Below are 19,606 nucleotides of genomic sequence, written 5' to 3' on the forward strand. Positions count from 1 at the left end.
TAGCTGTGATGTGGACGTCGCTTATCGGTCCCTTGTTAGTCATCATGATTGCGCTGGCGATTGCGGGCGCAGTCAAACGGATTCGTCTCTGGCAGCAAGGGAAGCCAGCTAGCCTTCCTATCGGGAAAGCCCTTGCTGCCATCCCCAGACGCTATTTGGTCGATCTTCACGACGTGGTTGCACGTGACAAAGCGTTTGCGAACACGCACGTCGCCACTGCTGGGGGCTTTGTGGCATCCGGCATTTTAATGGTGCTGGTTTTCATTCTGGGGTTCGACAATATACTGACATTCGCACTGATGAGCGCGACGTTTGCTGCGATGGCGTTTGGTGCAGTGAAAGTGAAAAAACGTCGCGAAAACCCGCCTGCGAACCTTTCCAAAGGGCCTTGGCAGAGGCTACCTAACAGTCTGCTGGTTTTCTCCTTCTCTGGCTTGATGATGTCGTTGCTGTTGTTATTGGGCATCGGCAATGTGCCCATCATCGTCGCGGCACTGCTTATCGTTGGCATTCTGCTAGGTTTAGCAGACCTGCTGTTTGGCATGACCTGGGGCGGCCCAATGAAACACGCCTTTGCGGGTGCCTTGCATCTTGGTTTTCACCGTCGTCAGGAACGTTTTGGCGGTGGCCGATCAACGGGATTGAAACCAATCAATCTTGACGAGCAAACTCTGGGCGTCGAAAAGCCATCCGATTTTTATTGGAACCAGCTGTTGGGATTTGATGCCTGCGTGCAATGCGGGCGCTGTGAAAAAGTCTGTCCCGCGTTTGCCGCAGGTCAGCCGCTGAATCCGAAGAAACTGATTCAGGATATGGTGGTTGGCATGGCTGGCGGTGACACCGTAAATTACGCAGGCAGCCAGTACCCTGGCAAATCTGATGAAGCCCGTTGCGGAGCGCCGGATAAACCTTTGTTTGAAGGTCTGCTGGATGCAGAAACCGTCTGGTCGTGCACCACCTGTCGCGCCTGTGTTGAAGAATGCCCAATGATGATCGAACACGTCGATGCCATCGTCGATATGCGCCGTCACCTGACGCTCGCAAAAGGTGAAACAGTCGGAAAAGGCGCAGAGGTATTGGAAAACCTGATTGCAACCGATAACCCGAATGGCCTGTCGCCCAACAGCCGAGCGAACTGGTCCGTCGATCTGAAGCTCAATCATCTGTCAGAGGTAGGTACTACAGATGTGTTGCTTTGGGCAGGTGATGGCGCCTTTGATTTAGCTTACCAACGCACGCTCCGTGCGGTTGTAGCACTGCTTCGAAACGCCAATATCGATTTCGCCATTTTGGGTAATGAAGAATTGGATAGCGGCGATCTGGCGCGTCGTCTGGGCGATGAAGCGACCTTCCAGCGCTTGGCGATTGCCAATGTCAAAACCCTGAACAAATACCAATTCCGATCGATTGTTACGCCGGATCCTCACGCTTTCCATGTGTTGAAAAACGAGTATCCGGACTTTGGCGGCAGCTATGATGTTTTCCATCACACCGAGTATCTGGCGAAGCTGGTTGAGCAAGGTGATATCAAGCTGAATCAGGCCAAAGCCCAATCGGTGACGTATCACGATCCTTGTTACCTTGGGCGTTACAACGGTGGCTATGACGCACCGCGTTACCTCTTGAGTAGTATGGGATTCACTGTCAGTGAGATGGAGCGTTCAGGTTATCGCTCGCGTTGTTGCGGCGGTGGAGGTGGTGCGCCAGTCACCGATATTCCGGGCGAACACCGTATTGCAGATATGCGGATGGATGATGCCAGGGAGACAGGTGCAGAAATGGTAGCGGTTGCCTGCCCGCAGTGTGCAGTAATGCTCGAAGGCGTGGTGATGCCAAGGCCAGAAGTGAAAGACATTGCGGTCATGCTGCTCGATGCCGTGGCAGAAAACGCCGACGCTGGCCAAGCAAAAGCGGTGGGGGAGTAAATGGACGACATCAAACGACGCGATCCCCGTAAAGAACATATCCTGAGAAATCGCCTGCATCCTCAGTATGATGAGATGGCTGTTGACCATGACTTGCTGCTGTCAGGCGGTACAAACCGCAAAAATCCCCACAAGCAGGGGTACTTATCGGCGGAAGGCATCAAACGGATTGACCGCTCTGGTGCTGCGATCGCCGCGGCTGGCGTGGCGAAAAAACAGCAAGAACAAAGCCTGCCACTCAGGACCATTGTTAATCCTTCCAACTATATTGTGGTGTTCTCGGATTCTGACAGTGCCAAGCTGACGGTGCTGGATAAAGACATGTTAGGACTTGCGCATTCGCTGGCTGACGATGGCACAGCCGTCGTAATGATTAACCTTCACAGCCGTGAAGATGACCTTGCTTCGGCCGGCGCAGACAGGGCGCTGACGCTCGATGCAGCCAGTTACTCACCTGACAGTTGGCTCGCGATATTACAAACCATTGATTCAGAGCTATCCCCCAAACATTGGATATTCGCGGATGGCACCTTAGTCGGTGGAGATTTAGCAAGAAGATTGGCGGTCTCGTTGGGTGTCCGGCCAATCACCCGCGGCAAACAATTTGCAGATGGCGAGCTGAACTGTGGTGGTGGTGACGCTTCGAAAAGCGTTAACCGGAAGCTTTCCAGAATATTGCTGGTGGAAGAACAAGTGGCCGACCCCATCGCGGGCTTTATCACGGAGGCGTCTTCTCTGGATGTCGCAGAAGTGGCGGGCGTGATCCCGAAAGTCACTGATCTTGGTGGTGTTGCCGTTGATCCGGCTGACATTCCTTTGGCGGAAACCCGCTTTATTCTCTCCGGTGGTAACGGAATTCGAAACTGGGCCTTGTTCCATCAATGTGCGCAAGCTTTGGGCGCAACAGAAGGGGCCAGCCGCGTCGCTGTCGATAACGGACACATGCCGAGAACGACTCAAGTGGGTGCAACCGGCACTTACGTGAATGCCAAAGTCTATGTCGCGGTAGGTATTTCGGGCGCGATTCAGCATTTGCAGGGGATGACGACCTGTGAAACTGTCATCGCACTCAATACCGATGCCAACTGCGACATGATCAAGCGCGCTGATCTCAGCATTATCGCTGACAGCAGCGAGGTGATGCAGGCATTGGTTGACGCAACCTCTGGTGGTGAAGGAGAGCTTGATGATGTCGGATAACCCAAACATCCTCGTACTGGTTTCAGCCGGTCAACACCCGCTCTCTGGCCGCCCAAGACGGGCAGAGCGAGATGCCAAGGCGCTGGAAATGGCTTTGACCCAGTCTCAATCAGCAATGGTTGTGTTTGCCGGAGATCCGCAATCACCTGCTATTCGGGAATATCTTGGTATGGGCGTTTCCAAGGTCAATGTGTTGAAGCAACCTGAAGGAGCAGACACTAGCATGGCACTGGCGGATTTCGTTGCATCCCAGAAGCCCCAACTGGTTTTCTGCGGTGCCCGGGCAGAGCAGGGGGAATCATCCGGCATGGTGCCGTATCTAGTTGCTGATGGGTTAGGTGCAGCCGTGGTGCCGGAGGTGGTCAATGTGATGAAGCATACCGATTCCCACGTTGAAGTGCTTCAGGCTTTGGCGGGCGGTCAGCGTAGAAAACTAAGGGTGGAACTACCTGCCGTGCTGATTGCCAGCGCATCAGCGCCTGCAGCCAGGCAAAGCGCGTTTACCAAAGCGAGAGACGGTTTAGTGAACGTGCTGGAAGTTGAAGTGAAAATGGATTTGGAGCAACAGGGCTGGGAATGGCAGCCTGCCAAGAAACGTCCGAAGCGGACCAAAACCATCGCTGCGAAAGCCTCCAGCCGAGACCGCTTCAAAGCCGCCACCGCTGCGCCTGCATCTTCAGGCGGAAAGGTGATGATGAACCCAAACCCACAGGAAGCGGCGGACGCTATTCTCTCTCTACTGAGAGAAAAAGGGCTCGTCTGAACCTGATCTGAATGTTCTCCCCGCCTTTGTTCGGTGGTAACCTCCTCAAAAATTATCATTGAACAAAGGCGCTTTTTTGAAACGCATCGTTTTATATACCAGTAAGAGTTGTATTCACTGCCAGTCAGCCAAGCAGTATTTCGACAGTAAGAAAATCGCCTACCGTTTGTGCGATGTGGGCACACCAAGAGGCAGAAAAGAGCACGCCTCGCTGGGTGCGCGTGGCGTGCCGGTGATAAAGATTGGTGACAAAGTTCTCCACGGCTTCAACGTGAAAGCCGTGGATAAAGCGCTGAAAGGCGATTAATTCGCCTTGGCGATGGTTGTGAAGGTTTGTCGCTGCTGCTTAATGATGTCGGCGACTTTCTCCGCAATCATAATGGTCGGGGCATTAGTGTTACCACCTACCAGCGTCGGCATAATGGACGCATCCACCACGCGTAATCCTTCCAAACCGTAGACACGAAGCTGGTTATCCACCACGGCCATTGGGTCTTCTTCCGTTCCCATTTTGCAGGTGCCAATCGGGTGATACTGGGTGTCTGCGCGGTTGCGGATGTCCTGCTCGATCGCTGCATCGTCACTAGCATCGACCGGATAAAAAGGCTTGCCTCGAATGTCTTTGAATGCGTCGCTTTCAAGCAACTGATATTGCTTCTTCCAGCCTTCAATCATCACTCGCATATCATCAGGGGCAGCAAAGAAATTGGGGTCGATACGCGGTGAGTCCGAAGGATTGGCACTGTTGAGTTTTACAGTACCAATGCTCTTGGGGCGAAGCAGGGTGAGGTGTGAGCAAAAACCATGACTGGCGTGAATTTTACGGGCATGGTCGTCGACGACGCCAACGACGAATACGATTTCTAAATCCGGCACATCAATGTCATCCGATGAACGCAAAAAACCAATACCTTCCGCGAAATTGCTGCTCAGTTTGCCTTTGCGTTCTTTCATCCACTCGGGCAGGGCTTTCGCCATTTCGATACCCATTTGCAGCGAAACACCAAAACTGTCGCGTTTAGCGGTGCAGCGGTAAGAATGCACCAGATCGATATGATCCTGCAGGTTTTCACCCACGCCGGGAAGATCGTGAATTTGCTCTATGCCGTGGGCATCCAGATCAGCTTTCGCCCCGACACCTGAAAGCATCAGAATTTGCGGTGAACCAAACGCACCGGCTGACAGGATCACCTCTTGATGAGAGCGGATCTGAACGCGTTGTCCTTGTTTTTCGTATTCCACCCCAACCGCTTTTTTGCCTTCGAACAGCACACGACAAGTGGTGGCATTGGTGATCACAGTCAGGTTAGGGCGCTCAATATTAGGCGTGAGATAGGCTTTGGCAGCGCTGCAACGTTCACCATTAAGCTGAGTAACCTGAGTCACCATCGCACCGAATTGCTCTGCGCCGTTCACATCTGGGTTTCTTGGTACGCCAATGCTTTCACAGGCATCCAGAAAACGCTCAATCAAAGGACTTGGCGAGCGAAGCTCAGCAACGTTGAGCGGGCCACCTTTGCCATGAAACTCATCGTGGTGAACTTCGTTGTTTTCCGCTTTCTTGAAATACGGCAGGCATTCATCATAGCTCCAGCCTTGGTTTCCCAAGCTTGCCCAGTGATCGTAATCGAATCGGTGTCCGCGGCAGTACATCATGGCATTGATTGAGCTCGAACCGCCAAGGGTTTTACCGCGCGGCTGATAACCTTTGCGTCCGTTTAATCCCGGTTGGGGAACGGTTTCAAATCCCCAGTTATTGATTTTGGTTGGCATCATTGCCACCACGCCAACAGGGGTGTGGATGAGGGCGCTGGTGTCCTTGCCGCCGGCTTCCAGCAGGCAGACAGTTACTGTCGGGTCTTCGGACAGGCGGGATGCCATCACACACCCAGCTGAGCCACCGCCGACAACAATGTAATCAAAGCTATCCATTTATGCGTCTCCATCATTGGAAGGGTGGAGGTCACGCTTGAGGATTTTGCCCGTTGCGGTCATTGGGAAGCTGCTACGGATAATGACGCGGCGCGGGTATTTGTAATCCGCCAGTTGTTCCTTGCACCAAGCAATAATCTCGGCTTCTTCGCAGACCTCAGCATCTTGCTTTAACAGTACATGAGCATGGATTTCTTCGCCAAGTCTCTCGTGGGGTTCGCCCACCACAGCTACCATTTCGATAGCAGGGTGACACATCATCACTTCTTCGATTTCACGCGGATAGACGTTATAGCCACCACGCAGGATCATGTCTTTCACGCGATCAACGATGAAGAGATTGCAGTGTTCATCGAGATAGCCGATGTCACCACTTTTGAACCATCCGTCGACAAAGGTTTCTTCCGTCGCTTCTGGGCGGTTGTAATAGCCTTTCATCACGCTTGGGCTTTTGATGCACACTTCACCACGCTCGCCCGTCGGGACGCTGTTTCCGGCCAAGTCGATAATCTTGATCATATGACCACACAGCGGTTGGCCGACACTGCCGGGAAGTCTGTCGCTGTCGATATGGTTGAAAGTCGCCACAGGTGCGGTTTCAGACAAGCCATAGCCTTCGAGAATGGGAAGCTCAAAGGCCGCTTCAAACTGGCGCAACACTTCAACAGGCAAAGAGGCACCGCCAGAAATGCCTAGTCGCAGACTCTGGCGCACTTTCTCGGCTTTCTCTGCACAGGCTTCGCTGGCACGTTGCAGGGCGATATACATGGTAGGAACGCCAGCAAATACAGTCACCCGTTGTTCGATGATTTGTTCAATCACGCTGGCAGGTTCAAAGCGGGGCACCAGCACCACAGTCGCGCCAGTGAGTATGCTGGCATTCATCATCACGGTTTGTCCGAAGCTGTGGAACAGTGGCAGCGCCGCCATGGTGGTGTCGCTGTATTCCAAACGCATCAGGTTCTGCGACGCCATGGCATTGGTCATCATGTTGGTGTGGGAAAGCTCAGCACCTTTGGGCTGGCCTGTGGTGCCAGAGGTATAGAGGATAACCGCCGTATCATCGCCCAGTCGGGAAACCGCTTCAAATGGCTGTGATGCTTCTGACAGCCAGGCTTGAAGGGAATGGGCTGACGAATCATTTCCTGGCATGGACACAAAGTGCTCGCAGCCTTCCGCGTGTTTAAACCCTTCCTGGCCAAAGGTGCCCATCGGCAATTCTTCTGTGCCATCGAAACAGAGATAGGCTTTAGCGTCGGAATCATTAAGGTGATAAGCAACCTCGCGGGGCTTGAACAATACATTCATCGGTACTACCACGCAGCCTACTTTCAGAATGCCGTAATACGCGATGGGGAAGTAGGGGATATTGGGACAGGAGAGGGCAACTTTGTCTCCCGGTTCCAAGCCGAGTGAAACAAGGTGATGGGCGACGTTGGCGGCGAGTTTGTCGAGCTGTTCGAAGGTGAAGGCGGTGTCGGCCATTCGAACAGCAACTTTATCGGAAAAGAGCGCCGCACTGCGCTCCAGATTGACAGCAAGATTGTGCATCCTTGTACTCCTTATCTTCCTTTTAGTTTGCCTTGTTTTTATCGAGCACTATCGTCCAGAAGCGATGTCTGGGGTTTCAATAGCGGCGTTGGCATTGTCTTGTGTGGAAAGCATGGGATCGGGTTTGCCGATGAATAGTCGCATCACCAGTCTTTGCGCGAGGTTGCCATATGGCGGCGCGAACAGGCTGATTGGGAACCAACGGCGCATCTGCAAAACGGTCCGGGCATGGCTAAGTTCGCGAAAGCCCTCTTCGCCGTGGTAATTCCCAATGCCAGAGTTACCAATGCCACCAAACGGCACGGCATGGTTCAGGGCATGCCAGCCCCAATCGTTGATAGTGACGCCGCCACTGTGGGTGCGCTCAAGCATCCATTCCCGACGTTCTTTATCGTGACTGAACAGGTAGCAAGCCAGTGGTCTTGGGCGGTTAGTGATGTAATCAGCGACCTCTTCAAGGCTGTTGTAGCCATGAACGGGCAGCAGGGGCCCGAAGATTTCTTCCTGACAAATCCGCATTTCCGGCGACAGGTTGGTTGCAATGTGCAGCGGCATTTTGCGTTTATCGCTGTCATCGCGACATTTGATGGTGTTGGCACCTCTGGCTTTGGCGTCTTCAACGAGTGCCTGAAAGCGTTCGAATTGGGCATCATCAACCAAGGATGTGCAATCAGCGTTGCTTGCTATTCCTGAATACATCTTGTTGTAAGCCTGGGATAGTGCTTCAACAAAGGCATCCACTTTTTCGTTTGGCACGAACGCATAGTCCGGTGCGATACAGATTTGCCCGGCATTAAAACTCTTACCGTGGGCAATGCGGTTGGCTGCTTGCTGGATGTCGTAATCATTGAAGATCACAGCAGGGGATTTTCCACCCAGCTCAAGGGTGACTGGCGTGAGGTTCTTTGATGCGTTCGCCATGATGATCTTTCCGCTGTTTGGCGATCCGGTAAAGACCAGATGATCAAACGGCAGATGGCTGATTTCCATTGCCTGAGGATGATCGCCCGGCACAACGCAAACACGATCTTCTGAATAGATTTCCGCTAGCATAGCTTTCAATGCAGAGGTGGTTTTTGGGCAGTTCGGCGGCATTTTGATCATGCAGCGGTTGCCCGCTGCGAGCGCGGTGATCAAGGGACCCAAAGAGAGATAAAGCGGGAAATTCCACGGGCAGATAATGCCAACCACGCCTTTCGGCTGGTAACGAAGTGCCAGTTTGTTGCCTTTGAACAGCCACTCCGTTGGGCGGCGTTTCGGGCGCATCCAGCGGCGAAGGTGACTTTGTACATGATTGATGTCGAGGATCGGCCCCAGAATATCTGCCATCAGGGATTCAGAATGGCTGCGGCCACCGAAATCTTCACTCATGGCCTGAGCCAATACATTCTGATAACGGCGAAGCTGGGTTTTCAGCGCAGAAAGTTGCGCTTTTCTATCTTCCAGTGCGGGCTGGGTATCTTGCTGATAGGCTGATTTCAGCGCGTAAAACCACGTTTCTAATTCACTAAGCGCAGTGTGTTGGGAGAATGGTGCGGTACTGCTTTGACTGTTCATGCCCGAATTCCTGATGGTTTTGTCATTTACCATTCGATTACAACATCAGGTCAAACCCCCGAACAGGTGCCAAAAAGACAAAATCCGGTGATATTCGGACAAAATTGCGTTATTAATAGTCCTATCACTGTTTCTGGTGACGAGCAGCTTGGGGAAGCGCCATGAAGTACACTGCGGTTTATGAGCCAGACATGAAGTCTTGTGGCGTGTTGGATTTGCAGCTTTTAAGCCGTTATCTGCAAGATCGCGTGCCGATGGAAACGCTTCTTGAAGGAACCGGACTGCAACAAGACAGGCTTTACGCGCCAGATACCCACATTACCCTGATGCAAAAGCTCGCTACCTTCAGCAATGCCATCAACAACACCTCAGAGCCGGGGCTCGGGTTGAAGGTCGGTCAACAGGCGAGGTTTAGCGACTTTGGCGTCCTGGGCTACGCCGTATTTAGCAGCAATACTTTGCTTGACGCCTTGATGATGGGTTTCAAATACCTTCGCTTGGCGGGACCTGTGCTCAAGAAAACCATGTGGGTAGAAGACGATGTCGGCTACTTCCGTGCTGATCAGCTGGTGGAGCTGGATTCATTGCTGCCGTTTTGTTCTGAATACTGGTTTGCGGCGATCTTGAGTTTGTGTGAAGAGGTGATTCAGCAACCGTTCCCTTCCAAAGCCATTTATTTTCCCTTCCCTGCGCCGGAATATGCCGAACTCTATGAAGAAACTTTCCACTGCCCGGTTTATTTCAACAGCAAACACCTTGAATGGCATTTCGACGCTACTAAGCTCTATGAGCCGCTGCCAACCGCAAATCCGATGACGCTGAGTATGTGTCTTAAATCCTGTGATGAGATGCTGGATAAAGTCTCAGGGGCGCTGACGTTGAATGAAAAAATTACACAGATGTTGTTGGAAAACCCCGGTCGGTATCCGTCGATTGAAGTGGTTTCTTCAGAGCTGGGTATGTCTTCCCGAACACTCCGCCGTCACCTGAAAAATGAAAACACCGGGTTTCAGGACATTCTGGATCATGTGCGGTTCAGTCTTGCCCGCCACTACCTGCGCTCAACCCAAATCAGCATTGAAGATATTTCCGAGCGGGTGGGTTTTTCAGATCCCGCTAACTTCCGTCATGCATTTCGTAAGTGGAGTGGCGCTTCGCCGAGAGATTATCGAAACCAACTTTGCGCCTGATTCAGTGAAGAGAAGATGCTGACATCCAAATGTCACTTTACATATGAAAAAACATATATACAGTGTGCAGGGTGAACAACGACCTGGTGAATATGAATGATCTCTCCCGTTAATTTCTACAAATGCTTAGCTGATGAAACCCGTCTGAAAACCCTGATGTTGCTGCAACAGGAAGGGGAGCTTTGTGTGTGTGAGTTGATGGAAGCGCTCGAAGAAAGCCAGCCAAAAGTATCCCGTCATCTTGCTCAATTGCGTAAATGCCAACTGCTGACCGATCGCCGTCAGGGCCAGTGGGTGTTCTACAGCATTTCCAGAGCATTGCCGGCGTGGGCGAAAGAGGTGCTTGCCGTGACGACCGATTCTAATCCGGTCTTCCTGCAAGAATGTATGACCCGCCTATGCAAAATGGGCGATCGCCCAGAGCGCGTTTCTACCTGCTGTTAAGAGTAGAGAGCCAGGATGATGGTGTTTTTATGGCTCAATATATATGAATTTTCATATATTAAACTGACTTAGGACTGAATGATGGGGATGTTTGAACGCTACCTTTCCGTGTGGGTAGCAGTGTGTATTGGTGCGGGTGTACTGCTTGGAAATCTTGCTCCTTCTGCTTTTGAAGTGGTGGCCAATCTGGAATTTGCACACGTAAATTTGGTAGTTGGGGTACTGATTTGGGTGATGATCTTTCCTATGATGGTTCAGGTCGATTTCTCCGCCATCAAAGACGTGGGAAAAAAGCCAAAAGGTCTGGCTCTGACGCTGGTAATCAACTGGTTAGTGAAGCCTTTCACCATGGCAGCGTTGGGCTGGTTGTTTTTCAAAGGAATCTTTGCAGATTGGGTTGACCCACAAAGTGCAAGCGAATACATCGCGGGTATGATTCTTCTTGGTGTGGCGCCTTGTACCGCCATGGTTTTTGTATGGAGCCAGCTCACCAAAGGAGATGCCAATTATACCTTGGTTCAGGTGTCAGTGAATGATCTCATTATGGTGTTTGCTTTCGCCCCTATCACGGCATTCTTGCTGGGTGTGACAGATATTCAGGTGCCTTGGGAAACCTTGATTCTCTCCGTTGCCTTGTATGTTGTTCTTCCGCTGGTCGCAGGTGCTTGGGCTCGTAAACACTTACTCGCGAAAGGTGAGGAAAAACTGCAAAGCTTCCTGACGGCTGTAAAGCCTTGGTCGATTGTGGGACTTCTTGGCACTGTTGTGTTGCTGTTTGGTTTTCAGGCGAAGACCATCGTCAGCCAGCCTCAAACCATTTTGTTGATTGCAATACCTCTGCTTATTCAAACTTACGGCATCTTCGCGATTGCTTACGGTGCAGCCAAATGGCTCAAGCTTCCACATAACGTTGCAGCTCCTGCTGGGATGATTGGTACGTCTAACTTCTTTGAGCTGGCAGTCGCCGTCGCGATTTCGTTGTTTGGTTTGCATTCAGGTGCGGCATTGGCAACGGTTGTGGGCGTGCTGGTGGAAGTCCCCGTGATGCTATCTCTAGTGTGGTTTGCAAACAGAACAACCCACTGGTTTGAGCCTGCAAAGGCCTAGAATAACAAAGCCCGCATTTGCGGGCTTTGTTGATTAGATAGGTGTTTGATTACTGCAGGTTACCGTCAGCGTCGTAAAAACGCTGGGTGCTGTACTCTTCGAGAGGAAGTTTGCTCAGTGTGCCAACCGCTTCTGCGTAATCTACGAAAGCTTTTGCGTAGTCAAGGTAAGTATCAACTGCTCGACCATCATTGGTGACATCACCAAACACGAAGTAACCGTCGCGACCACCGCTGACAAAGCTGTTGGTTACCACCTGAATATTAGTTTCGGTACTTGCTGTATCCAGCGTTACCCAATCACCTGCTAAGCGCGAATTGATTTCGATATTGGTGACACGCTCACCAAACGCTTTCGAAATATCCACATCAAAACGCAGACCCGAAGCGTAAGGGTAGGCACCGCTTGAACCGTCTGGGTTCAGAACATAATCCACGCCTTGTTCCAGAGCCAGTTTGATTTCAGCACCACTCATGTTCAGGTTCACCAAGGTATTACCAAATGGCAGCAGTTGATAGGCGGTCGCGATAGTCACATCACCCATAGGGACGTCGGCACGCACACCTCCCGCATTCTGAATGGCAACATCTGCTTCTAGGCTCTGCAACATGAAAGCTTTCGCCACCAAATTTGAAACATCAGAGCCGTTAGACTGGGTTTCAGTCACATCACAGAGCGAGCTGATACCTTGCCCTGGAACACGCTCAAGACACAGATTAGAGGTCGCGTTCGCGATGACAGTTTGGGTTTCTTCTTCGATGCGTTGTGTGTAAGTGTCCAGCAGAGTTTGCGTTTCTGCATCACGCTCAACAATTGAAAGCACGGGGTTTGCGTCAATATCTGCGTAAACGGCATCGCGGTCAGCACCTTCCAGTTCTACACGGGTACCTTCAGCGTTGCGGCGCTTGAAGGTGTCACCCAGCATCAGGTGAGGGGTACCCGAACACGCTTCAACGACACCTTTGCGGTCGAAGCTGATATCCAGCTCGCCAACGATTGAGGAATATTGCCAAGCTTGCGCGACACAAACCGGGTCGCCATCTTTGTTCGTCACCATGGTTGGGTAGTCGCCCGCGCTGTTCAGACCGACCGCATCGAAATCGCCTAGCAGGCTGTGAGAGTCACCACCGATGATCACGTCAACACCACTCAGATTCTTCGCTAGCTCCAGATCGTTGCCGTATTGGTAGTGAGTCAGCAAAACAATCTTGTTCACGCCTTTTTTCTTGAGCTTGTCGATGTACTTTTGCGCGGTTTCCGTTTCGTCCAAAAACTCAGTGGTTGAATCCGGATTAGATGAGTTCTTGGTTTTGGTGGCGATATCAATACCTACGATACCGACTTTCTGACCATGGAAGCTTTTCACCACGAATGGGCGGAAAGAGTCCCAAGGACCTTCTGGTGTGAGTGGAGATACACCGACTTCTGGGCGAACGTTTGCTGCGACTACTGAGGTGTTACAGTCACCGCTTGCCAGCTGATCCAGGAAGGTTTTCAGGCCCGTATCGCCGTCATCAAATTCATGGTTACCCAGCGCGAAAGCATCGAAACACACCTGGTTCATCATGGCTGCATCGGCTTCACCGCCAAACAGGGTGTAGTACAGATCGCCAGTGATGGCATCGCCCGCGTGTAGCTTCAGAACGTTCTGTTTTGATTCGTCGATTTCGCGGATTTTGGTTACGACGCGCGGGAAACCACCCACTTCTGCACGTGTGCTTTCACCACCAACGGTGATGTCTAAACCATCGTCAGCTTCCAGATGAGAGTGATGGTCATTGATATGTGCGATGGTGAGATCCATTGGACGTTCAAAGCAGCCCGTGAGCGGGAGAGACAGCGCTGCGACAGCCGCAGCGAGAACCTTGGTTTTCATTCTTCGTTCCTTCCTTAGAGAAGATAGCGCTTTCTTTAGCGGACTAAGCTATTGAAGCTTTGTGTCACTCAAGTAAAGAAAAAAAGACAAAACAAAGATGATGCAAGGGTGAGACGGATAATGTGTAGAGTGCTTTCAAAGGGTTTTGGGAAACAGCGATAAGAGGTTTATATGAAATTGTGGCGCTATCAATTCATGCCGGAGCTAGTGTGAAACCCCAAAATACACGGCCAAAGTGACAATCAAAAATGCTATCCAGGAGAGGTGCTTACCTTTAGAGCCGACAAGCGCAATAACGAAATGAATAAGGAAGGTGATAGCAATGATTGTGGCAATAAGGGAGACATTAACCGTTGGGAGAGACAGGGCGATGATAACGCCTGCAAAACCCAGCCAGGCGATAGACGTGACATGCCAAGCGAAGCGCAATGTCCGCTTGGTAAAATCATCATTCCCAAACAACTTGGGCAAGTTATCCCTTCTGAAAAGACGTTGCAGAATATAGCGTTCGCCCAAGTAGGAGTGAGCGGCTGCCAGACAGACGAGAAGAATCACAGCGATTAAAACCAGATAGTTCATGCTCTTTTTCCTTTTATCCCTAGTTGCGAACGCTTTTTTACTTTCTCATCAATCTGCTCATTCGAACAGTTTTCCAGTGCTTAGGAACTGTTGATTAAACCTTCACCACTTTCCAAGAGCCACGACAGGGTGCGTTTGATACCTTCCATTCACCATCAATTTGCCCGTTTTGCGCCGTCCCTTTGAAATCGTAACCCCAGCGCTCGTTATTGCTGTAGAGTTCAAGCTTTCCATCATCGGCAATCCAACCCTTCAGCAGAGTGTTGTTATACATCAAGCGAAGGGAGACTTTGCCTTCTTCAATGCTTCCGAGAATGCGGGTTTCGAGGCAGATGTTGTCGCCGCTGATATCAATACGTTTACCTTCCCATTGGCCGTCGAAGTTTGATGACACTTCAAAGGCAGGAGCTTCAGGTAGCGCTTGCGCATAGTTAATGCGTTCTCTTGGTTCACGGTTTGCTTCGGAGTAGATAATAAAAGCCGTGAGGCCGATAGCAGCAGCGATCATTAGTTTTTTCATGGTCATGAGCCTGTTCTTAGCACACTAAGTGGTTGTGGTGTGAGAGTAATGGGGAGATGTTAACGTTTGCTAGTGAAGACGCGGGGGATGGGGCATAAAAAGGCGAGCGATATCCAACTATATGATTGATTACTATTCATTTATTTGATGTTGGAGCAGGGTGTAACACACACCAGATATAAACTTCATTCCGTCCAAAATTCGATAAAATCTGCCAGCAATTCCGATGCTAGGATAGCGAAAAAGCCATTGGAGGAGTTGAAGATGGTTTCTCGTCTATTTGTCTATGGAACGCTGGCACCCGGGCGTCCGAATGAGCATGTATTAGCACTGGTTCCGGGGACGTGGGAACCTGCGTCGGTGAAAGGAAAGTTGCTACAGGAAGGCTGGGGGGCAGAGCATGGTTACCCCGGCATTACGCTTGCAGAAACAGCAGATAACGTAGAAGGATTTATCTTCAGTTCTGAAGCCTTACCTTCACACTGGAAGCGCTTGGATGAGTTTGAAGGCGAGGGATATCAGCGAGTATTGACTCGAGCAGCCTGTGAAAATGGCAAGGTTGTTGAGGCTTATGTCTACGCCCTGAAATAGTATTTATTGGGTATATTGGCTTTATCGAAACGAAAAAATCCACCCTCGGGTGGATTTTGTGTTTCTGGCTTTCTTACTTTTCCACAAACATATGGTTCGCTTCCGTCACGCCACGGTGATAGGTGCAGAAGGTATCTGTTGCAGCGTCTGTTTTGCTATGGATTTTGATATTGGTGATCACTTCTACCGCGCCTGCGTCGTAGCAAGCTTGCTGCGCTTTTTTGACCACTTCCAGCAAGTAATCCAGCTCACCTTTCATAGTGGTTTCCATCGCGCCGACCTTATATACCCAAACGACCTGAAGATGCTCGCATTCAGAGGTCATCAATGCGTTCAATTCGAGGCAAATTTTGCGAGGAATAGTGGTTCTATTTCCGTGGAATTTAACGATGAAGTGGGCGCATTGAGGGCCTCCCTTCGGGCGAGTTGACTGACGTCGTGCTCTTTGTTGTCCCTTTTTGATGGAGATGACTACACCTGCAAAGTGACGCCGCGATCACAACGCCAGTCAAACTCGCTGAATCGGCATCTTCAGGTCGTTTGGGTATATGACACATTGGCGGCTTTCACGACTTCAATGGCTTTATCGACCACTTCGAAATTGTTACCTTCTTTAAGGCGTGGAATGACCTGAAAGGCCAGCATGACGTGATTTTCAATGGTATTTGCGGCATTTACAATTGCGTCTGCCTTCAGTGTGGTGATGTCTCCACGCCAGAGCACTACCTTGGTGTCACCGATTTTTAGAAATGGCGCTAATTCGCTGACATCTGTGATTGATTGGCTTTGGCACTCTGCAGATATCAGGGTATCCAGCGCACTTTTACCGTTTTCACTCAGATAACCTGGCGGAATAACAGTAATGGCGGAGTCCAGCAGAGTGCGCTGCTCGTCGGAATCCAGCTCGCGAACGTCTGTAATGCCAGATTTTTGCAGAACGGGTGTCAGCTCCTGCAATACTCTGAGCACCAATGCTGGGTTCGTCAGACCTTGCAATGGGGTTGGGACATACGGGCGATGGAGCGAGATGCGATCGGCGTAGTCGCTGACAGTTAATTTTCTCATGCTGACCTCCGTAACTGAGGCCACGTTTGTGGCCTCATGATGGGTATTTGACAGTGGACGTTTCGCTTACTGGAAGCCGAACTTACCGTTGTCGTTTTTCCACTCGCTGCGCGGTGGAATGGTTTCAATCACATCCCAGTGCTCAACGATTTTGCCGTTGTCGACGCGGAACAGATCGTAGAAGGCCACGTGCTCGTTCAGGAATTTCCCTTCGCTGATCGTCAACACGAAGTTACCTTGACCCAGAATCTTGTGATTTTTGGTGTAAGACATTGGCATGCCCTGCTCAGCCAGCGCTTGCAGTGCTGCCCCCAAACCTGCCAGACCGTCAGCTACCATCGGGTTATGTTGCAGGTAGGCTTCCGGTTCGTTGTCGATAAAGTCATTGATGCGCGCCATGTTGCCTTCCATCAGGATGGTCTTCACGAAGTCTGCAACAATGGCTTTGTTCTCTTCAGTTTTATCCAGATCAATCGCTTCTGTTGGGCCGTCGAGCTGGGTACGACCGCTAGGGTTTGCCGGGGCGATGTCTTGCAGGTTGTCCCAATGCTCAACAATTTGGCCATTTTCGAAGCGGAATACGTCGAAGCCAACTTTAGGGCCGAAGAAGTCATATTCAGTGTGCAGGAACACGTAATCGTCATCCTGGAATGCACGTTTCACATCGGCTTTCGCGCCACCTTCAGGCAAGGCTTTCATCAGTTCACCGAATCCTTCCAGGCCATCCCCAACTGCGAGATTGTGCTGAATGTATTTGTTAGGGTTTACATAAGCGATTGGCGCGTGGTCACCGGTTTCAATACTGCTGATCAGTGCGACGGCTTTGTCCTTGTTTGAGAGCGACTCCGACGCTGACTGGGCACTGCATGCAGCAATTCCCATCACACTGGCTACAGCAACAGAGCGAAGAAATTTGTTTGTCATTGTTTTCATTGTCTCGTCCTTTTGTTCGGTGTTGAAGCCATGTTAGGACGTTGCACTGAATCCGTGCAGAGTGGAAATAGGCAGAAAAATGGTCAATATCGAACCTGAGAAAACTAAGTTCAGTGCAAGTCCTTTATGCACCAATAGTCATAGATAGTGATTTCTGAACTTGCTAGGTGTGAGTCCGGTTTCCTTTTTGAAGTATTTAACGAAGTTGCTTGGGTCTTCGAACCCGAAGTCATAGGCGAGTTGTTGAGAGGTAATTTTGCTCACCACCAACCGCCGTTTGATTTCTGTAATGGTGAAGGCATCAATCATTTGTTTGGTGGTGAGGGACGTAGATGCCTTACAAACCTGATTGAGGGTTTTATAGGTGGTAGCGAGCTGGTCGGCATACCAGTTTGCATCACGTGTACGTTCAAAATGTTCCTGTAGGAGCGCGATAAAACGAGAGAGGAGACGACTTTGCGAAGGGGAAAGGTTGTCGACTTCCCCGACCGTTTTCAAACGTCGATGAAGCAAGGTCAATGCTGAGAATAAATACATCACGATCAATGGGTCACCATCTTCACAGATGAGCTCTGCGATCATTTCATCAAGTAATGAGGATGTGCGTTTACGGTTTTCTTCATCGAGTTCAAAGGCTGGCGAATATTGGCTGTTGAGGTGGGTCGGCGTGAAACTGGGCAGCTTCATGTTGGCGTGAACCGCATCCAGATATGCTTGTGTGAATATCAGGATTTTCCCTTCGGGCTTATCCCCTAAATCAAACGCCGTCACTTGTTCACGCTGCACACTGATTACTGTACCGGGTTTGAATGCGTGTTCCTTGAAATCGACCATCTGCTTACCTTCCCCTTTTTCAAAAATCACTGTCATGAAGAAGGAAAGGCGGTGCGGCGCTTGAGGATCGTGATCTTTGAACTCGCGGGTATAGAGTTTTGAAAGCTCGATGATCTCCACGTCCTGTAGGGCGGCTTCACGCTGTTTAAAGTCGATCAGTGGAATTGCCATATGCGTCGCGAAAATTTGGAAAAAGATGGAATCATCTTAGCGCATTGTGAACGCCAGACGTGACTGTTGTTACAACTATGCAATAGATTGAGTGGGTTAGAGAAATAGCCATCGTAGAGGGAGGTCACGATGTTAAAGCTAGCGGGATTTGTGCTGGTAAGTAACTTGATAGTGGTTGCAGGAATTTGGGGCTTTGACCAGGTCACAGGCTTATTTGGTATCACGCACTGGATTGATTATGTGTTTGGCGCAGTGACGAGCTTGTGGGGCTTGTCGATATTGTTTCTTTGGCTCGACGATGGTGACTCTCACGCTGATGCGGATAAAGCAAGCGTGGCCGCTTCCAGCTTGGTAGATAACACCATTGCAGCAGAATTTAATGCAGTGCGTCGGTTCTACGACAGCCGAATGTTTCTCAAGCTGTTTTTCGCGGGACTGCCCGCGTTTGGTATCTGCGTCAGTTACGCGGTTCTTAGCTAAACTAGCGCGTCCTCCTTACTTATACATCGAGTCAGTCTATGGCCAGCTCGTTTTGCTCATACAAAATCCACCCTTTCAAGGAGCGTTCGCTTGGAACTCAACATAGATAACCGCAGAACCATTGTCGACATTCACGAAAATGGTGTGCGGGCTCATCCTTGTCTGGTTGTGGCAATTCATGGCGACAGTCCTTTTGGTGCGGTGAGCTATCAAAACCAGTTTGCGAAAACCATCGCCCAACGCGCTAGCAATGTCGTATCTGTCGGGTTATTGAGGCCGGGTTATAAAGACAATCTGGGGCGAAAATCCGGGGGGTGGAAAGGTTTTACCGTTGGTGACAATTACAACCGCAGACGTATCGATCATATTGTTTTGGCCATTCAAGCGTTAAAAGACCTCTATAGTCCCGCTAAAGTGATCATTTGTGGTCATTCCGGTGGCGCTGCGATAACGGGAAAGATCATCGCGTATTATCCAAGCCTTGCTGATGCCGCGGTGATGGTTTCCTGCCCTGCGGATATTAACCGTTGGCGCAAAGACATGTATGAACAACGCCGCAATCCGCTGTTTTGGGGCAGCCTTCGAGTAACCTCACCGATTGCGCGGGTTGAAAGAATCGATGCCGAGACAGATATTCATCTGATTTGCGGCAAGGAAGACAACGTCACACAGCCTTACCTGACTGAAACCTATGGTGATGTGTTGAAGGAGCAAGGCAAGACAGTGAGCGTCGATTTAATTCCCGGTGGTCATGACATTTTTCTGGATGAGTTTGTCGTGGATGCGGTGGTTAGAAAAGTGAATGTGCTTTTAAACCAAAGCAAGAATACTCAGGCAATAGAGGCGGATTGTCAGGCATAATGTTGTCTATTGGCCGTATTTGGGAAC

The 19,606-nt window shown here is 50.6% G+C and carries 19 protein-coding genes and 1 pseudogene; 10 read left to right on the top strand and 10 right to left on the bottom strand.

Annotation, left to right across the window (positions count from 1 at the left end; genetic code table 11):
* Positions 1 to 8 precede the first annotated feature (8 nt).
* The 4 genes from D515_RS15425 (at position 9) to D515_RS15440 (ending at position 4,195) form a co-directional block, all read left to right on the top strand.
* Entirely contained in the window at positions 9 to 1,925 is a 1,917-nt protein-coding gene (locus D515_RS15425; RefSeq protein WP_002539906.1) for a (Fe-S)-binding protein, read from the top strand.
* A complete protein-coding gene (locus D515_RS15430; protein WP_002539907.1) occupies positions 1,926 to 3,125 on the top strand; it encodes an electron transfer flavoprotein subunit alpha/FixB family protein in 1,200 nt (399 codons plus the stop codon).
* A complete protein-coding gene (locus D515_RS15435) occupies positions 3,112 to 3,888 on the top strand; it encodes an adenine nucleotide alpha hydrolase family protein (RefSeq protein WP_002539908.1) in 777 nt (258 codons plus the stop codon). The genes D515_RS15430 and D515_RS15435 overlap by 14 nt, the downstream gene beginning before the upstream one ends.
* 76 nt (positions 3,889 to 3,964) lie before the next feature.
* On the top strand, positions 3,965 to 4,195 hold the full coding sequence (locus D515_RS15440; RefSeq protein WP_002539909.1) for a glutaredoxin family protein: 231 nt from the start codon (positions 3,965 to 3,967) through the stop codon (positions 4,193 to 4,195).
* Here the strand turns inward: D515_RS15440 and D515_RS15445 are convergent.
* Genes D515_RS15445 through D515_RS15455 form a run of 3 tightly spaced genes read right to left on the bottom strand, consistent with a single transcriptional unit; the run spans position 4,192 to position 8,928 of the window.
* Positions 4,192 to 5,820 carry a GMC family oxidoreductase gene (locus tag D515_RS15445; RefSeq protein ID WP_002539910.1) on the bottom strand — a complete coding sequence of 543 codons (1,629 nt, stop codon included), beginning with the start codon at positions 5,818 to 5,820 and terminating at the stop codon, positions 4,192 to 4,194. The genes D515_RS15440 and D515_RS15445 overlap by 4 nt on opposite strands.
* A complete protein-coding gene (locus D515_RS15450; protein ID WP_002539911.1) occupies positions 5,821 to 7,371 on the bottom strand; it encodes a long-chain-fatty-acid--CoA ligase in 1,551 nt (516 codons plus the stop codon).
* A gap of 48 nt (positions 7,372 to 7,419) precedes the next feature.
* Positions 7,420 to 8,928, bottom strand: a complete 1,509-nt coding sequence (locus tag D515_RS15455) for a coniferyl aldehyde dehydrogenase (RefSeq protein ID WP_002539912.1) — start codon at positions 8,926 to 8,928, stop codon at positions 7,420 to 7,422.
* 161 nt (positions 8,929 to 9,089) lie between these two features.
* Here D515_RS15455 and D515_RS15460 point away from each other — a divergent pair, with 161 nt between their 5' ends.
* The 3 genes from D515_RS15460 to arsB all read left to right on the top strand — a co-directional run bounded on the left by D515_RS15460 (position 9,090) and on the right by arsB (position 11,669).
* Positions 9,090 to 10,118, top strand: coding sequence for an AraC family transcriptional regulator (locus D515_RS15460; RefSeq protein WP_002539913.1), 1,029 nt, complete (start codon positions 9,090 to 9,092; stop codon positions 10,116 to 10,118).
* A 96-nt stretch (positions 10,119 to 10,214) separates the two neighbouring features.
* Positions 10,215 to 10,562, top strand: coding sequence for a metalloregulator ArsR/SmtB family transcription factor (locus D515_RS15465; RefSeq protein ID WP_002539914.1), 348 nt, complete (start codon positions 10,215 to 10,217; stop codon positions 10,560 to 10,562).
* A gap of 81 nt (positions 10,563 to 10,643) precedes the next feature.
* Positions 10,644 to 11,669, top strand: coding sequence for an ACR3 family arsenite efflux transporter (arsB, locus tag D515_RS15470; RefSeq protein ID WP_039850183.1), 1,026 nt, complete (start codon positions 10,644 to 10,646; stop codon positions 11,667 to 11,669).
* Between the two features lie 49 nt (positions 11,670 to 11,718).
* Here arsB and nadN read toward each other — a convergent pair whose 3' ends face one another.
* The 3 genes from nadN to D515_RS15485 all read right to left on the bottom strand — a co-directional run bounded on the left by nadN (position 11,719) and on the right by D515_RS15485 (position 14,644).
* Positions 11,719 to 13,545, bottom strand: a complete 1,827-nt coding sequence (gene nadN / locus D515_RS15475) for an NAD nucleotidase (RefSeq protein ID WP_002539915.1) — start codon at positions 13,543 to 13,545, stop codon at positions 11,719 to 11,721.
* Positions 13,546 to 13,749: 204 nt separating this feature from the next.
* The gene (locus tag D515_RS15480; RefSeq protein ID WP_002539916.1) at positions 13,750 to 14,124 is read right to left on the bottom strand and encodes a hypothetical protein; all 375 of its coding nucleotides are present in this window, start codon (positions 14,122 to 14,124) and stop codon (positions 13,750 to 13,752) included.
* A 94-nt stretch (positions 14,125 to 14,218) separates the two neighbouring features.
* A complete protein-coding gene (locus tag D515_RS15485) occupies positions 14,219 to 14,644 on the bottom strand; it encodes a hypothetical protein (protein ID WP_039850210.1) in 426 nt (141 codons plus the stop codon).
* Positions 14,645 to 14,908: 264 nt separating this feature from the next.
* Here D515_RS15485 and D515_RS15490 point away from each other — a divergent pair, with 264 nt between their 5' ends.
* The gene (locus tag D515_RS15490; protein ID WP_039850184.1) at positions 14,909 to 15,235 is read left to right on the top strand and encodes a gamma-glutamylcyclotransferase family protein; all 327 of its coding nucleotides are present in this window, start codon (positions 14,909 to 14,911) and stop codon (positions 15,233 to 15,235) included.
* Positions 15,236 to 15,308: 73 nt separating this feature from the next.
* Here the strand turns inward: D515_RS15490 and D515_RS15495 are convergent.
* The 4 genes and pseudogenes from D515_RS15495 to D515_RS15510 form a co-directional block, all read right to left on the bottom strand.
* Positions 15,309 to 15,521 (bottom strand): annotated as a pseudogene (locus D515_RS15495) (thiamine-binding protein); the annotation flags it as partial.
* Positions 15,522 to 15,766: 245 nt separating this feature from the next.
* Entirely contained in the window at positions 15,767 to 16,300 is a 534-nt protein-coding gene (locus tag D515_RS26435) for a hypothetical protein (protein WP_002539920.1), read from the bottom strand.
* Between the two features lie 66 nt (positions 16,301 to 16,366).
* On the bottom strand, positions 16,367 to 17,233 hold the full coding sequence (locus D515_RS15505) for a nuclear transport factor 2 family protein (RefSeq protein WP_002539921.1): 867 nt from the start codon (positions 17,231 to 17,233) through the stop codon (positions 16,367 to 16,369).
* A gap of 138 nt (positions 17,234 to 17,371) precedes the next feature.
* Positions 17,372 to 18,238, bottom strand: a complete 867-nt coding sequence (locus tag D515_RS15510) for a helix-turn-helix domain-containing protein (RefSeq protein ID WP_002539922.1) — start codon at positions 18,236 to 18,238, stop codon at positions 17,372 to 17,374.
* A 129-nt stretch (positions 18,239 to 18,367) separates the two neighbouring features.
* On the opposite strand from D515_RS15510, the gene D515_RS15515 reads away from it, so the two are divergent.
* Positions 18,368 to 18,718, top strand: coding sequence for a hypothetical protein (locus tag D515_RS15515; protein WP_002539923.1), 351 nt, complete (start codon positions 18,368 to 18,370; stop codon positions 18,716 to 18,718).
* Positions 18,719 to 18,808: 90 nt separating this feature from the next.
* Positions 18,809 to 19,579, top strand: a complete 771-nt coding sequence (locus tag D515_RS15520) for an alpha/beta hydrolase family protein (RefSeq protein ID WP_002539924.1) — start codon at positions 18,809 to 18,811, stop codon at positions 19,577 to 19,579.
* The last annotated feature ends 27 nt before the right edge of the window (positions 19,580 to 19,606 follow it).

It is taken from the genome of Grimontia indica (assembly GCF_000333895.2).
GTDB lineage: Bacteria > Pseudomonadota > Gammaproteobacteria > Enterobacterales > Vibrionaceae > Enterovibrio > Enterovibrio indicus.